The 16,441-nt window shown below is 37.1% G+C and carries 14 protein-coding genes; 1 reads left to right on the forward strand and 13 read right to left on the reverse strand.

Annotation, left to right across the window (positions count from 1 at the left end; translation table 11 throughout):
- Positions 1-100 precede the first annotated feature (100 nt).
- The 11 genes from phoU to FD46_RS08860 form a co-directional block, all read right to left on the reverse strand.
- On the reverse strand, positions 101-775 hold the full coding sequence (gene phoU, locus FD46_RS08810) for a phosphate signaling complex protein PhoU (protein ID WP_057896778.1): 675 nt from the start codon (positions 773-775) through the stop codon (positions 101-103).
- Between the two features lie 221 nt (positions 776-996).
- Positions 997-2,415 (reverse strand): two-component system histidine kinase PnpS, encoded by a 1,419-nt coding sequence (gene pnpS, locus FD46_RS08815; RefSeq protein ID WP_235805608.1) that lies wholly within the window; start codon positions 2,413-2,415, stop codon positions 997-999.
- Positions 2,393-3,130: a response regulator transcription factor gene (locus FD46_RS08820; RefSeq protein WP_057896780.1), complete on the reverse strand. Its 738-nt coding sequence runs from the start codon at positions 3,128-3,130 to the stop codon at positions 2,393-2,395. Before FD46_RS08820 ends, pnpS begins: the two co-directional genes overlap by 23 nt.
- A gap of 16 nt (positions 3,131-3,146) precedes the next feature.
- Positions 3,147-4,298: a PDZ domain-containing protein gene (locus tag FD46_RS08825; protein ID WP_057896781.1), complete on the reverse strand. Its 1,152-nt coding sequence runs from the start codon at positions 4,296-4,298 to the stop codon at positions 3,147-3,149.
- A 233-nt stretch (positions 4,299-4,531) separates the two neighbouring features.
- A complete protein-coding gene (ftsX, locus tag FD46_RS08830; RefSeq protein WP_057896782.1) occupies positions 4,532-5,419 on the reverse strand; it encodes a permease-like cell division protein FtsX in 888 nt (295 codons plus the stop codon).
- Positions 5,400-6,098, reverse strand: coding sequence for a cell division ATP-binding protein FtsE (ftsE, locus tag FD46_RS08835; RefSeq protein WP_057896783.1), 699 nt, complete (start codon positions 6,096-6,098; stop codon positions 5,400-5,402). Before ftsE ends, ftsX begins: the two co-directional genes overlap by 20 nt.
- Before the next feature lie 97 nt (positions 6,099-6,195).
- Positions 6,196-7,315 (reverse strand): peptide chain release factor 2 gene (prfB, locus tag FD46_RS08840; protein WP_187329028.1). Its coding sequence is split into 2 segments (ribosomal slippage): positions 6,196-7,242 and positions 7,244-7,315, totalling 1,119 coding nucleotides; the frame shifts between segments, so codons are not numbered across the junction.
- 93 nt (positions 7,316-7,408) lie between these two features.
- Positions 7,409-9,772 carry a preprotein translocase subunit SecA gene (gene secA, locus FD46_RS08845; RefSeq protein WP_057896784.1) on the reverse strand — a complete coding sequence of 788 codons (2,364 nt, stop codon included), beginning with the start codon at positions 9,770-9,772 and terminating at the stop codon, positions 7,409-7,411.
- Positions 9,773-9,967: 195 nt separating this feature from the next.
- Positions 9,968-10,516 (reverse strand): ribosome hibernation-promoting factor, HPF/YfiA family, encoded by a 549-nt coding sequence (gene hpf, locus FD46_RS08850; RefSeq protein ID WP_057896785.1) that lies wholly within the window; start codon positions 10,514-10,516, stop codon positions 9,968-9,970.
- A gap of 102 nt (positions 10,517-10,618) precedes the next feature.
- Positions 10,619-11,053, reverse strand: coding sequence for a ComF family protein (locus tag FD46_RS10425; RefSeq protein WP_162257999.1), 435 nt, complete (start codon positions 11,051-11,053; stop codon positions 10,619-10,621).
- 223 nt (positions 11,054-11,276) lie between these two features.
- Entirely contained in the window at positions 11,277-12,560 is a 1,284-nt protein-coding gene (locus FD46_RS08860; RefSeq protein WP_157047108.1) for an ATP-dependent helicase ComFA, read from the reverse strand.
- A gap of 138 nt (positions 12,561-12,698) precedes the next feature.
- On the opposite strand from FD46_RS08860, the gene FD46_RS08865 reads away from it, so the two are divergent.
- On the forward strand, positions 12,699-13,337 hold the full coding sequence (locus tag FD46_RS08865) for a YigZ family protein (protein ID WP_057896788.1): 639 nt from the start codon (positions 12,699-12,701) through the stop codon (positions 13,335-13,337).
- Positions 13,338-13,391: 54 nt separating this feature from the next.
- Here the strand turns inward: FD46_RS08865 and FD46_RS08870 are convergent, their stop codons facing one another.
- Positions 13,392-14,474, reverse strand: a complete 1,083-nt coding sequence (locus FD46_RS08870; RefSeq protein WP_057896789.1) for a glycosyltransferase family 4 protein — start codon at positions 14,472-14,474, stop codon at positions 13,392-13,394.
- A 129-nt stretch (positions 14,475-14,603) separates the two neighbouring features.
- Positions 14,604-16,436, reverse strand: a complete 1,833-nt coding sequence (locus FD46_RS08875; protein WP_057896790.1) for an APC family permease — start codon at positions 16,434-16,436, stop codon at positions 14,604-14,606.
- Between the last annotated feature and the right edge of the window lie 5 nt (positions 16,437-16,441).

A 16,441-nucleotide genomic window follows, 5' to 3' on the forward strand; every position in this document is an offset into this window, starting at 1 on the left:
TTAAACTATCTTTCTGCCAGAGTTTAACTATTAAAATTGTACATTTTCATCTAGGTTTTAGCAAATCAATCACAGTAACTTCAAACAAGTTTAAATAAAATTACAAATTATTTTTCGAACTCGGGTTCAATTCTACAATTTCTCCTAATTGTAAAAAAACAATCCACTCGCAAACATTAGTAACATAGTCACCTATTCTTTCCAAGTAAGTAGCTACGGAAATATAATAAGAACCACTGAAAACCGAAGCAGGAGCAGCCTGCATAACAGTCATGCAGCGTTGCCTGATCTTTCTTAACTCTGCATCAAGAAAGCGATCATCTTTCGCTATCTGATAAGCTCGTTCCAAGTTTCGATTAACATACGCATCAAGAACATGTTCAACCATAGAACACGTATAGTCACCCATTTTGGCAATTTCAACTTCTATTTCAGCAATTCTTTGACTTCCTTTCATTCTAATCGTTGCATTGCACATGCTAACTGCATGATCGCCGATCCGCTCAATATCAGAACTAGCTTTCAAAATAGTAATAACATCACGAAGGTCTGCAGTAACCGGTTGATAGAGTGCAATAACTTCCAATGTCATTTTTTCAAGTTCATTTTCACATTCATTAATTGCTTGATCCCGTACTATCACATTGTGGGCCAGCGCTTTATCATGATCAACAAAAGCCTTCACAGCGCGAAATATAGCCTCATGAACCATCATTCCCATTTCTGCAAAACGAACATGCATTTTACTCAACTCATTATTGAAGGTTTTTCTCAACTTTTTCACTCCTAGCCATTTTTAAATATAAAGTTTCGCACCCTTAGTCAACTATTTAAAACTTTTTGATTATTTTGATTCTATACTTTTCTTTTAGCGTGTGCAATTTCTCATACACTAAAGTAAAGTCGAAACTTGTTTAAATATTTATGTCAAAGGGCCATGACAAAAGGATTATTTTTGCCACAGCCCAATCTTTACAGACTTATACTGGTAATCAGCTATTTAGTGCTCTCATTCAAAGGTGCTGTAGGAAGTTCAAGGGGAAAGATAACTGTAAAGGTTGAGCCGACTCCTACCTGGCTATCTACTGTTATCTTGCCAGACATTGCTTCTACATACTCCTTAACTACAGAAAGTCCTAAACCTGTTCCGCCATTTTGACGTGAGCGCGAAGTGTCGACCCTATAAAACCTTTCAAAAATACGTTCCTTTTCATCTTTAGGAATCCCATATCCATTATCATTTACGCTGATAAACCAAGAATCTTTCTTAATAGTTCCTTTCAGCCAAACATTCCCTTTATAATTATTATACTTGATAGCATTTTGCACCAGATTATTAATTACATGTCTTAGTTTATTCTGGTCAACTTGAACAGTACAACCATTTGGAATCTGAATTTCAACGTGAATATCTTTTTTACTAATTTCCGGTCTAAATGGTCGTAAAAGATTAATTATAAATTTGCGTATATCAATTTCATCCAGCTTAAGTTCCGGACTTGCATCAATCCTTGCAAGTGACAAAATATCTTCAACCAGCTCAGTTAATTTTAAACTTTCTTGATGAATAATATTCAAAAATTCCTTCAAAGCTTTTGGGTCTTTTAACGCGCCTTGTAAAAGAGTCTCGCTAAAACCGGTAATCGCTGTGATAGGTGTTTTCAACTCATGACTCACGTTACCGACAAAGTCCATCTGCATTCTTTCAATTTCCTTTAGTTCTGTAATGTCATATAAAAGTGCCATCACCAAAAAATGATGTTCGCTTACTGGAACATAAACCACATGTGCATCAACAACCTTATCAGAAAAATCCAATTTTATTTCTGCATGTTGATCTTGTCTATCCTGATAAACTCTCTCGATCAGCTGACTCAGTTCATACGTCCTTAATACATTTACATAAAGTTGCTTTTTAAGATTCATTTCCCGTCCGATTAAATCACTCATTGCATGGTTGCTAAGATATATCTTGCGGTCCTGATCCAAGACCATAACACCAATCGTTAAATATTCAATCAAAGAAAAGTAGCCTCTTTGCTGTGTCACGAAACTTTTAGAGATCATGTCTTTCATACTCTGAACAGCATTGATAGACTGCGACAATTCATAATAAGGGTCAGAGGGCTCCAACAAAACATGTTTCCCTTTTGTTCCTTCAATAATATTACTTAGTCTGGAATTGAGAGCTTCTAAATTTTGCTTACGTTTTCTAAACCGCAAATACCTGCCAAAAATATCTACTGCTGCCAAAATTATTGCTGTAACAGACAATAATAAAAAAGTTTCAACTCCCCAGGCACTGACTGAGCCATTACGAACTTGCCGGATAACCAACAAGAAAATTACTGTCAGAAAAATAAAAATGATAATTGCATCGCTGAAAAAAGTCCTAATTATTCTGATTCTTTTCACCTTCAAAACGATAGCCGAACCCTCTCACAGTTTCTATATAATGCGGGTTTTTCGGGTCTTTTTCTATTTTTTCTCGCAAATGGCTGACATGCATATCTACCATACGTGTTTGACCAACATAATCAAAACCCCAAACACCGTTTAAAAGCTTATCCCTGCTCAAAACGCGGTGCTGTCTTCTGATAAAATAAGTCAACAATTCAAATTCCTTCGGTGTTAACTTAATTTTTTGCCCATCCTTCGTAATTGTATAGTTAATCAAGTCTACAGAAAAATCTGGAAATTCAAAATATTCCGTCCTATCTTCTCCAGAAAACTTATCTTTTCCTTCTTCCTCGACTTTTATATTACTATCGGTTCTTCTAGCAATTGCTTTAATACGCGCAATTACTTCACGAGGAGAAAAGGGCTTTGTCATATAATCATCAGCCCCTAATTCAAGACCAATTACTTTATCATATTCCTCACCTTTAGCTGTCAAAATCATAATAGGAGTCTTGATTTTTTCTTGCCGCAAGTGCTTAGTGACCTCAAGCCCATCCATTCTAGGCAGCATCAAATCAAGTAAAATGAAGTCAAAGCCGTCGCTTTGGGCCATTTCAAGCGCTGTTTGGCCGTCTAATGCTGTTGCTACTTCATAACCGGCTTGTTCCAAATTGTATTTTAACAATGTAACTATTGCAACTTCATCATCGACAACTAATATCTTTTTCAAAATGTTCCCTCCAAAATCAATGGAATAATATTAATCCTAATTCATGAGGTGAATCTGTAAAAACAGCACTTTCTGTAAGTTTTAGTTCGCCTTCATAAGTTTTGACTTTAAGACTGCAAAAAGTCGGTACAAGTTTTAGCGCCATATAGAATTCATTTTCATTTGCAATTGTTTTTCCATTACACTCAAGGATAATATCTCCTGGTTCCAGATTCATCTTGGCTGCAGGTGTATTCGGCTGTATTGCGATTACTCGTACCCCATCATATGTCTCTACATACCATTTACCCTTCTTCTTCATCTTTGCATATCTTTGAATAAAGCGCAAGATGACTAATAGAACCAACACTGCAAAAAAGACGGCAGCTGTTTGTGGTAAAAAAACAGTTACAATAAAACCGCACAAACAAAAGGAAAAAAGCCTGAATGCTTGGAGGCTTTCATTTGCTGCCCCTGTTCTTATAGAACTGCGCCAGATACGGACAAAACCTGACAATACAAGCGGTAAAACTAAAAAGGCATAATGTTTCCCGTTAAAAGTGATTAATGGCCAAAAGGGGACTAATTCTTGTGAAAAACTGCCAGGTACTAATACAATTAACGGAACAACACTGAATTCCTTCCATGTATAAGAAACAAGTTTTCTTCCTCTTTTGCCTTGTCTAACTTGCGGTACCAAAAATTCAGGTGAAAAGCGTCTGATCATCAACCATCTGAACAAAAAAAACAAGGTGCAAAGGAGCATAAAAGATGCGGAATTAAAATCTCGGGGAACTATTTTATCGATTTGAGTACTTAAAAGTTGAGGAGCCAAAGTACGAATAGCTTGGATACTTATTGGTAAAAGACAAGTTACTAATAAAAAGAACAGACTGACATCCCAAACCAGTTCTAATAAAATCACCAAAAAAGCAGTCGCTTCATAGATTAAAACCCAATAAAGCGGGAAAACCACCCCGATTGCTATAAGGATCGCAGAACCTATTACAGAAAATAAAATTCCATTTTTTAAATAATGCCGGCCCTCGTAAAAGTCGCGATTAATTGCAACATGATAATGGCTTCTTTCACTTTTTACACGTTTAAAATGTATACCAGCAACTAACAAAAAACCTAACCAAAAAATAGGTTGAAGTACCACCAGAAAAATAGCTTCTATAATCGACATATCTACACTCCTATGTTTTTTTCCATTCTTAAGTATAACAACTATTCAAAGGGAGCACAAAGACAGGTTGGGAATAGTTAATTCAATCTAATAAAAATGGCTGCTTAAAAACAGCGAGCTAAAAAAAGATACTGAGCTAAACATTAGTTTCACCCCAGTACCTGTTTTTTTATAATTGTTATTATCTTTTAAATAAAAATAATTTTTACGAATTGATTTTTTTATATCTTAAATTAGATTTTTAAGAAACGTCTCATCGAAAAAGTTGCTCCTAATGCTCCTATACAAATACCGATTAAAATCAACAATGCATCAATTTCAACTAGGAAGACTCCTGGCGATAATAATCGATAACTCGTACTTGCTAATGTCTGGGATAGAACTCGATGCGTCCACACATAACCAAAATCAACTATTATTAATGGCAGCATTGCCCCAAATAATCCTGTCCATGCTCCTTCAAGCACAAATGGCCATCGAATGAAACTATTAGTCGCCCCAACCAAACGCATTATGGAAATTTCATTTTGCCTTGATAGGATAGTAATTCTAATTGTGTTTGAAATTAAGAATACTGCAACAAACAGCAACAATAAACTTATTCCCATGCCCCATCTTTGAATGCTGTTCACGATCGCAAATAATCTTTTTGCTGAAGTTCCACCGTATTTAGCATCATACACAAACTTCATATTTTTTGCTTTTCTTGCGATCTGCACTGTCTGTTTGGGTTCTTTAGTCTGAACAATAAAAACATCATACAGAGGATTCCCATCGCCACCAAAAAGTTTAAAACCCTTACCATAGCTTTTTATTACATTTTTTAGTTCATGTTCCTTACTGGAAAATGTAATTTTTTTAACGGCAGTTTCCGCTTTCAATTTGTTTTTTAACTGGTTGCGCTGCTGCTGTGCTGTCCCGCGATTAATTAACACGCGAACCTGTACATCATTTTCAACATCTGATGCTATTTTGTTTACATTCAGTAAAATAGTCAGTAAAACACCGACTAAGAGAAGAGTAACCGTTACAGCACTAAATGCTGCCACCGACATCCAGCCATTTCGCTTCAGGCTTTTAAAGCTCTCCACAAGGTGGCGCTTAAAAGTTGCTAGCTTCATCTTGGAAAAAACTCCCTTCATCCTGATCACGAATAACGTGTCCATTCTCAATTTCAATTACACGGTGCCTAAATTCATTAACAATATGACTATTATGAGTTGCCATTACAACAGTAGTACCTTGTATATTAATTTTTTCCAAAATTTTCATAATTCCTTCAGCTGTTTCGGGATCAAGATTACCAGTCGGCTCATCTGCAATCAAAATACTTGGTTTATTTGCGATTGCCCGTGCAATCGCAACTCGTTGCTGTTCACCGCCTGAAAGTTCAGCTGGAAACGCAGCTCCTTTAGAAACAAGTTTGACTAATTTAAGAACATGATTGACTCTTTTTTTAATTTCAACCGGATCTTTTTCAATTACCTGCAGTGCATAAGCAATATTTTCAAAAACAGTAAGTTTAGATAGCAGTTTAAAATCTTGGAAAACGATTCCGAGTTCTCTTCTGAAAAAGGGAATTTTACTATTCTTGATCTTTTCAAGCTCATATTCATTTACTTTGATCTGACCTAAAGTCGGTTTTTCCTCACGGTACATCATCTTAATAAAAGTTGACTTTCCAGCACCGCTTGGGCCAATTACATAAACGAACTCTCCTTGCTGAATCTTAAGGTTAAAATTATCAACAGCAGTAATCTGATTAGCATACTTCTTGGAAACATGTTTGAACTCTATCAACTAGCTTTCCTCCCCTTATTCGGCTGCGCACCAAGATATTATATCATTAATAAAAAGAGGGATATTGCAATAATATTACATTTAAGTTTCAATTATCTTATTGTGGATTTTCTTTTTTGAGCTTAAATTGAAGATAGGCATTAATAAAACCATCAAGTTCACCATCCATAACAGCTTGTATATTCCCTGTTTCATAATCTGTGCGGTGATCTTTAACAAGCGAATAAGGATGAAAAACATATGAACGAATTTGAGAGCCCCAGCCAATTTCCAATTGATTACCTTGAATCTGTGCCTTTTTCTTTTCCTGTTCTTCTAATTTCAATTCATATAAACGTGAACGCAGCATATTTTCGGCAGTTGCCCTGTTTTGAAACTGTGAACGCTGGGCTTGACTCGAAACTACAATCCCTGTGGGTTGATGAATAAGACGTACAGCAGAGGATGTCTTATTTATATGTTGCCCACCAGCCCCGCTGGCGCGGAAGACCTCCATTTTAATATCTTCTGGTCTCAGTTCAACTTCAACGTTATCAGCCAGTTCAGGCATCACATTGACAGATGCAAACGAAGTATGTCTTCTGCCGGCAGCATCGAATGGAGAAATTCTTACCAGACGATGAACTCCCTTTTCACTGCGAAGATATCCATACGCATCTTCTCCCTTAATGCCTAAAGAAACACTTTTAACTCCTGCTTCGTCCCCTGATTGATAATCAAGCATTTCAACTTCAAAATTATGCTGTTGTGCCCAACGATCGTACATCCGCAAAAGCATTGCGCCCCAATCTTGTGATTCTGTTCCGCCTGCTCCAGGATGAATTTCTAAAATAGCATTGTTTTTATCATATTTGCCGTTAAACAGTAGTTCCAGCTGATAAGATCTCATCTTCGTTTGAACAGCTGAGATTTTACTATCCAACTCTTTTATCAACTCTTGATCAGAATTATCACTTTGAAAAAGTTCATAGAGTATTTCGATATCCTCTACTGTGCCAGATAACAATTTAAAGTTATCATATTTCGTCTTCAACTGATTATTTGCGGTAATCACCTTTTGTGCATTTTGCTGATCATTCCAAAAATCAGGATCAGCCATTTTTTCTTCGTTTTCAGAAATCTTTTCATTCAAGCTATCTAAGTCAAAGAGACCTCCTAAAGTCTGCGACTTGTTTATTCATTTTTTCTATAATTTTTTTATACTCTCCGTTGTCCATTAATAACATTCCTTTCCTACGACCATTAGATTAAGAAAGAACCTGAGTATGCGAAACATTCCCCAGATTCTCCCTTCAGCTTTTATTTTGCTTTTAACGTTTAATGTCTTGTCTAATCTCTGCTTTCAAGAACAAGCGTGTAACATCATATTCGATGTCCCCTACCATTTGTTCAAACATCCTAAAACCATCTGTTTGATATTCAACCAGCGGATTCAGTTGACCATATCCACGCAAGCCGATTGATTGTCTCAACTGATCCATCTCATCAATATGATCAGTCCAACGAGAATCTACCACACGTAAAATAACAACCTTTTCAAACTCTAGCATTTGGGAAGCATCATAGAGCTGTTTCTCCTTAAGAGCATAATTTGCTTCCGCTCTATCAACCAGATATGCAATAATCTCTGCAGGCTCCTTACCCTGCAGGTCAGACAAAGAAATACTGTCTTCGTTAACCATTGCAGCAACTGCAAAATCAAGAATTGCCTGTAAATTCCAATCTTTCTTCTCGCCTTGAGTATGCATTTGAACAACGTGCTCTACAGTACGCTTGATCATCTGCATAATAATCGGTTTGAGTGATTCATCTTCCATAATAACCTGTTGCCTTTGTGCATAGATAACCTCACGCTGCTCGCGCATTACATCATCATATTGCAGCACCTGCTTACGGGTATCATAGTTATTTCCTTCAACTCGCTTTTGTGCAGACTCTACTTGACGTGAGATCATTTTGCTTTGAATCACTGCATCTTCATCTGCAACTTTAAATCTTTCAAGAATAGCTTTAACACGTTCTGAGCCAAACCGCAGCATCAGGTCATCTTCCAAAGAAAGATAAAACTGTGTCATACCAGGGTCCCCTTGACGTCCAGAACGGCCACGCAACTGATTATCAATACGTCTGGATTCATGTCTTTCGGTACCGATTACTGCTAAACCACCAGCTTCACGTACACCAGGTCCCAGCTTAATATCAGTACCACGTCCGGCCATATTTGTAGCAATCGTCACAGCTCCGCGCTGCCCGGCATTCATAATAATCTCAGCTTCCTTAGCATGATTTTTCGCATTCAAGACAGCATGTGGAATACCAGCTTGATCAAGTAATTGAGATAATAACTCTGAAGTCTCAACGGCAACTGTACCAACAAGAATTGGTTGACCCTTTTCGTGACGTTCACGAATATCTTCAATTACCGCCTTGAACTTGCTTTTAAGAGTAGGATATAACAAGTCTGGCCGATCCTCACGAATAACAGGCTTGTTAGTTGGAATAGAAATGACTTCCATGTTATAGATTTCACGGAATTCTTCCTGCTCAGTCTTTGCCGTCCCAGTCATTCCGGCAATCTTCTTATACATACGGAAAAAGTTCTGGTAGGTAATATTCGCCATTGTTTTAGTTTCTTGCTGAATCTCAACATGTTCTTTTGCTTCGATTGCCTGGTGCAATCCATCAGAATAGCGGCGGCCTTCCATAATACGACCGGTAAACTGATCAACAATCAGCACCTCTCCATTTGAAACAACGTAGTCCTTATCGCGCAGCATAATAAAATTAGCCCGCAAAGCATTGTCCAAATGATGCGTTAGTGCAGTATTATCAGGATCATAAAGATTTTCCAAGCCAAAGTATTTTTCAGCCTTTTTAATTCCTTCTTCAGTTAAAGATACCGTCTTTGATTCAAGATCGATTTTATAGTCCGCTTTTTCTGTGAGTGTCTTAGCGAAACGATCAGTTCTCGTGTAAAGAGTCGTTGATTGCTCTGCTTGTCCTGAAATAATTAAAGGCGTACGTGCCTCATCAATTAAAATCGAGTCAACTTCATCAACTATCACGAAATTCAAAGGGCGTTGGACCATATCTTCACGGTAGACAACCATGTTGTCTCTCAAATAGTCAAAGCCTAATTCACTGTTTGTCGAATAAGTAATATCGCATTTATAAGCTTCTCTTTTCTCGTCAGGAGTTTTGCCTGAAATATTTAATCCAACACTTAATCCAAGCCAAGTATATAACTCGCCCATTTCCTTGGCATCACGGCTTGACAAGTATTCGTTGACAGTCACAACATGAACTCCTTTGCCCGCTAATGCATTCAAGTAAACCGGCATAGTAGCAGTTAGGGTTTTCCCTTCACCAGTCTTCATTTCCGCAATGTTACCCTCGTGTAAAACGATGCCACCATAAATTTGAACACGAAACGGATACAGACCTAAAACCCGCTTTGCTCCTTCACGAACAACAGCAAACGCTTCAGGGAGAAGGTCATCTAGGGTTGCACCTCCTTGATACTTGCCTTTTAATTCTGTTGTCTTTGCTTTTAATTCATCATCACTTAGTGCAGCCATGTCATCTGCATAAGCTTCCACTTTATCTGCTATTTTTCCTAGACGTTTCAGTTCGCGTTTGTCGCTTTCAACCCATTTTTTTAGGACATTAGCCATGTCATATTTCCTTTCTCAAAAAACTTTAGATTCAATATTAACTCGGTTATTTTTCATAAAAACAGTATACCATGTTGTATTTTATCATCTTTTAATACAATTTGAAACAACTTGCGTCCATTCTCTATAGCACACAAAAAACAGGTTATCATTCGAACCGATAACCCGCCTAAGATTTCATCTTACTGAATCACACTATTCATCAGCTTCAATTAACCCGTACCGTCCATCTTTGCGGCGATACACAATATTAGTACTGTTCGTTTCTGCATCTTCATAAATGAAGAAGTCATGTCCTAGCATATCCATTTGTAAAACAGCTTCTTCGCTATCCATTGGTTTTAATGAAAAATGTTTTGTACGCACAATATCAAAACCATTTTCTTCGGTAGACTTATTACTTTGTTCATCTTCAAACTTAAATTCTTTGAAACCCTTTTCCCGAGATTTTCGATTTATCTTTGTCTTGTATTTTCTAATTTGACGCTCTAACTTATCAGTCACAAGATCAATGCTTGCATACATATCAGGCGAGGTTTCCTCAGCCCTTAGCACTAAATATGGCAAGGGAATAGTAACCTCAACTTTTGAGGTCTTATCAGAGTAAACCTTAAGATTCACATGGGCAATAGATTCAGAAGTATCCTCGAAATACTTTTCGAGTTTGTTAAGCTTTTTCTGGACGTAACTCCTAATAGCCTCCGTTACTTCTATATTTTCTCCACGAATGTTGTAATCTAGCATAACAAACCTCTCCTTTCACGACTAAACAGTTAGAATAGATTATCTACAATCTATCAACGTTTATTCTATTATAATGGAAAGCTTTACAATTAACAAATGATATCATCTTGCCAAGGTAACAGAATGGACCTTCTTTGCTCCAGCTTTTTTCAACAAAGCCTGAGCGTGATAAAGAGTTCTTCCTGTAGTATAAATATCATCTAATAATAAAATGTTCTTACCTTTAATCTCTTTTTCAAAACCTGTGGTTAGTTCAAATGGCTGGGCAGCCTGCATCCTTTCACGTCTCTTTAAAAGTGATTGCTGTTTTTTTGATATCTTTTTTACGCTTAGCATTTTCGACAGACAAATGTTTTCAAACAACCCTTCTACTTGATTAAACCCCCGTTTTTCAAAAACCTCTTTGGAAACTGGAATCGGAACAAAGAGCCAGCCTTTATGGTAATTTTCCTTCAGCTTTGCTTCCAACTCTTTTTGAAAAACCAGTCTTAAATAGTAATCTCCCGAAAATTTGAAGCGTTCAAAGTATTCTTTCATTTGCCTGTTATAACAGTATAGGGATCTGTTGCATAATAACTCGGCAGCCCCTAAAGTCACCCATTTCTCACAATCTGTACAATAGTTCTGGTAATTTCCAGGCCGTCCACATCCTGTACAAACTGCCTTTCCTTTCAATGAATCAAAAGAATTAATGCATGTTGAACAAACCTGCTTTATCCCGCTCGTTTGAAATGAAAACAACCATTTAAAGCTGAAATTTTCAACTATTCTTTTTTGGCAAAGAAGACATTGTTTCATTTTTTAAAACCGCTCCTTTTCTGTTTACAAAAGCTATCTGTCGGCATGCTTCTTTGACTTCTTTATTCTGCATCTCACAAATAAAAAAGACGTCTCCTGTTGGACGCTTTTTATTTCGGCCCACTCTACCTGCAATTTGTACAAGTACAGCTCGTGTAAATATCTCATCATCAGCACCGAGAACCAGCACATTTAAAAAAGGAAAAGTTACTCCCCGCTCTAAGATTGTAGTAGTTACAAGGTAGCGAAAATATCCAGAACGCATTTTTTCAATTTTTTCAATTCTATGTTCATCTGAAGCATGAACAGTCGTTCCTTTAATATCTTCTTTCAAGTTCTGTCTTACAATCCGAAAAATCGGTTTAAGTAAATTTATCCGCGGAACAAAAATCAAAAATGGATATCCCTGTTTTTCCCAATCAGCAAAAATTCTTTTTAAGCGTATAGATATTTTTTCTTGCTGAATATTCTTTTTCCACGTTTCACAAAATACTTGCGGCTGCGGTAAAGGTGCACCATGATAACGCAATGGAAGATAATCAAAAGAAAACACTCCTTTTCCTGCCTTTTGCAAGAGCTTTTTTGTAGGTGTTGCCGTCAACATTATCAAAGCACTTTTCCTTTTTCTTGCTGTTTTAACTGCAAACTCAAGAAGATGGTCATTTCTAAAGGGAAAGGCGTCAACTTCATCAATAATTAAAATATCAAAGGCTGCGTTGAATCGCACAAGCTGATGTGTAGTACAAATCACTAACTGAGTGTACTGATACTTTTGCTTCTGTTGCCCATGAAGCAGAGTAATTGTTATTTGGGAAAAAGCTGCTTTTAAACGAGGGTAAAGTTCATTGCAAACATCTATGCGCGGAGAGGCAATACAAACTCTCTTCTTTTGTTCAAGGGCATGCGCAAGGGCCGGAAAAAGAATCTCAGTCTTTCCAGCACCAGTAACCGCCCATAACAAAAAAGTTTCATTATTATTTACAACTTTCATCAAATGTTGGGCAGACTTTTGCTGATAGGGAGAAAGCTCTCCAAGCCAGGTTAAAATCATTTCAGGAACGCTAAAAAAGTTGGGCTCACTGATAGTGTATAATGTATCTAAACTAGTTATTCGCCCAAAATTCAAGCACTGCGGACAATAGTACTTTTCTTTCGGCAAGGAAGCTCTCTTTTTACTAGTCTTTTGTCCGCATCTCTGACAAAAAATCTTAGACTTTTCAATTATCAGTGCAGGTTTAGAAATCATTTTATTTATTTGACTTTTTGATGAAAGCAGTGGAGGTTTTCTTGCAATCTCCCATCTGCCGAATAACATATTTGCTTCGATTATTTCTTCCCCCTTTCACAACTTTAAAATACGCAAAATACGCTAAAGGAGTTTATCATGCTGCAACAATATATTACTATCAAGAAAAAATTAGCAACTGAGTTAGTGATCAAGAAATCAAAATTTATCTGTAGTGTAGAACGCACAGAATCACAGGAAGCGGCATCGCAGTTCATAGCAGATGTAAAAAAAACATATGCTAAGGCTACACACAATTGTTTTGCCTATGTTATTGGAATGAACAATGAAATTCAGCGATCCAGCGACAATGGAGAACCTTCTGGAACTGCTGGGCATCCCATTCTAGAAGTTTTGAAAAAAAAAGATGTTCGTAATACTGTAGCCGTAGTTACACGTTATTTTGGTGGAATTAAATTAGGAACTGGCGGACTAATACGTGCATATAGTCAAGCTACCAGCAAATCTCTTTCAAAAGAGGCTCTTGTTATCTGTCAACCCCAGCAGATCTATAAACTTGAAGTTGCTTATTCTCAACTTGGCACGTTACAGCATTATCTGAAAGAAAAAAAAATTTCGGTGATAAACATTCAGTACTTAGTAAACGTAACCCTCAATGTATCTGTTAAGCAAAAAGAAGCTCAGTACTTTGAAAAAAGAATTATTGATCTTTTAAATGGCACAGCTACCATAAAAAAAGGAATGCTTGACTATATCGAATTACCATACAAAAACTAAGCAAAATAAAAAGGTAAGCTTCTGAAAAAATAAATTTTCAAACAACTCACCTTTTTATTTTTTTCTTTTATTACCAATGATCTTACTAATCCAATTTAAAAGCGGTTTACGTTTTGAACCTACAAGTCCGATCGACTCCACAAATAATTCTAAGCCAAACATAGTTGCAACTGTCAGCAAAACTGAGCCTAAAACATTAGAAATAGGGTATAACAATGAAATAAACGAAAAAATCAACGCAATACCATAAATTACCAAAACTGTTTGTGTGTGTGACAATCCCATCTCCATTAAGCGATGATGCAAATGATGTTTATCCGCCTGAGAAATAGGCTTTTTGTTTAAGACTCGTCTTAGAATTGCATAAACTGTGTCAGTAATCGGAACTCCTAAAATAATCACAGGAATTACTATCGTAATAAAGGTTGCATTTTTTAACCCATATAACGAAAAAACAGAAATCATAAATCCAATAAATAAAGCCCCTGTATCACCTAAATAGATACTGGCAGGATGAAAATTAAAGGGCAAAAAACCAAGCAATGCAAAAACAAGAGTAAAAATCCACATAGAAACGAATGTACCTGTAACATTTAGAAAGAAAAAGCCAGTCAAACCGCTCGTAAAAAGGGCTATAATCGACACTCCCGTTGCTAAGCCATCCAAACCATCAATTAAATTAACTGCATTCGTAATTGCTAATATCCATATCAACGTTATTGGTAAACTAAGCAGGCCCAGATTAAGCGTTCCCAAGAAAGGAACCGTCAGAGTTGTCATTCTAACCTTTGCAAAAAAGAAGACTATCAATCCCGCCAGTGTAATTCCAGTCAACTTTTGTTTAGGAGTCAGTTCATAAATATCATCTAAAATCCCTGTCGCAATGATAACACACTCGGCAATGAATAGTACCCAAAGCTGATGCGTGGGATATTGCTGTTTCATCAAAAAAAAACATGAAATATTAAACGCCCCAAAAATTGCCAAGCCACCCATTGTAGGCATTGGGACCTTATTGACGCGTCTGGCATTCGGACTATCAACCGCTCCGATTTTTACAGCCAATTTACGAATTAATGGTGTCAAAATAAATGACAAAACCATCGTCGCAAATAAGGACGCAACAATTCTATACATACGCCGTCCTCTTTCTTTCAGTAATCATCCAAAGAAGAACTTAAAACTTTAGATCCTTAATGCATTAATTGCTAACTATTATACCATAAACTCCAAATATTTTTATACCATGGTTATCATTAAAATACTCTACTTTTTTAAGTGATAGCTATAGGTAGCCACAATAATATTTTCACGCGAATTTAGTGCAGCTCTTAGACGCAGACTTGTTTGATTATGCAAGATATTCTGCCACGGTTTGCGAGGAACAAACTGCGGAACTAAAACCGTCGTAGTGAAATTTTTATGAGCAGAGTTTTTAGCCATAACATCGCAAAAACGCAAAACAGGTGCAGGCACAGAACGGTAAGAAGAATGCAGATCTACAAATCTAACATCTGGAAATGATTCTTTAAATTCTTTGGCAGTCTCATGCTCCTTTTTAGGATTGATATCAAATGAAACATGCATTGCAATTACATAGTCACCAATTGAACGCGCATAATTAATAGCCCCAGTTGTTACATGGGTAACCGAACTGACCAGTACAATTACGGTAGATCCCGCATAATCATGCAATTCTGCTGCTTCTTGGCTTAAACGCAACTGAGCGGCAACGGTAATGTAATGATCATGGATTTTATAAAAAGCATATAGTAAAGCCGGCATAATAATCAGATATGGCCAAACATTATCAAAATGCAGTAAGAACAAAAAAACGACTAGTAAAAATGAAATCACTGTCCCTAACAAATTGATAAGTGAATTAAGGACCCAATTGTGATCATGAGTGCGGAACCAATGAATAATCATTCCAGATTGTGACAATGTAAAGGGCACAAAAACCCCTACAGCATAAAGCGGGATTAAGCGGCTGGTTTGACCATGAAAGATTGAAATCAAAACAATCGCTCCAACCGCAAGAGAAATAATTCCATTAGAATAAGCCAAACGATCTCCACGGTCCATGAACATATGAGGCATAAACTTGTCTTTAGCAAGATTATAAGCAAGGATCGGAAAAGCAGAAAAACCTGTGTTTGCAGCAACAGCTAAGATCATGGCTGTTGACAATTGAAGAAGATAATACAAGATTCCATGCCCAAAAACGGACATCCCGATCTGTGATAAGACTGTTTCATTACTATTAGGCATAATTCCCAAATAATAGCTCAAAAAAGTAACCGAAGCAAAAAATATCCCTAAAATCAAAGCCATCAGCGCTAATGTGTTTGCAGCATTTTTACGCTTTGGTTTTTTAAAATTAGGAACTGCGTTACTAATTGCCTCAACTCCTGTCAAAGATGAAGATCCTGCTGAAAAAGCCTTTAAAAATAGAAGCAGTGACATTCCTGGAACAAAGCTGCCTACTGGAGCGGCTGCGCTATATTCAACATGACCACTTATAATATTTACAAGGCCCCAGCCGATCATTACTGCCAGTATCACAATAAAAAGATAAACCGGGATCGTTAAAAATGAAGCTGACTCACGCATACCGCGTAGATTTAAAGTCATGATGAATAACACAATAATGATTGAAATTGCGACACTATACCCACGCAAGAAAGGAATTGCAGAGGTAATTGCCTCAGTTCCGGATGTTACCGATACAGCTACAGTCAGCATATAATCAACTAATAGCGACCCTCCAGCAACAAGGCCAGTCCCGGTCCCCCAATTTTTAGTTGCTACAACATACGCCCCTCCTCCTGAAGGATAGGCATGGATAATCTGTCGGTATGACATTGTAATTGCAAACAGGAGAACAAGTACAATACCTGCTGCAGGCAGGGCATACCAAGTAGCCGCAGCGGACAAGAGGACTAAAACAGCTGTAATTTGCTCAGTTCCATAAGCAACAGACGATAAGGCATCTGAAGAAAGCAGTGCCAGTGCTTTGAACTTAGTCAGCTGCTGACCACCCTCATCTGTTGTCTTTAACGGTTTACCAATCAACAACCGTTTTAAATAACGCCACATTTTCA

It is taken from the genome of Liquorilactobacillus oeni DSM 19972 (assembly GCF_001436275.1).
Lineage (GTDB): Bacteria > Bacillota > Bacilli > Lactobacillales > Lactobacillaceae > Liquorilactobacillus > Liquorilactobacillus oeni.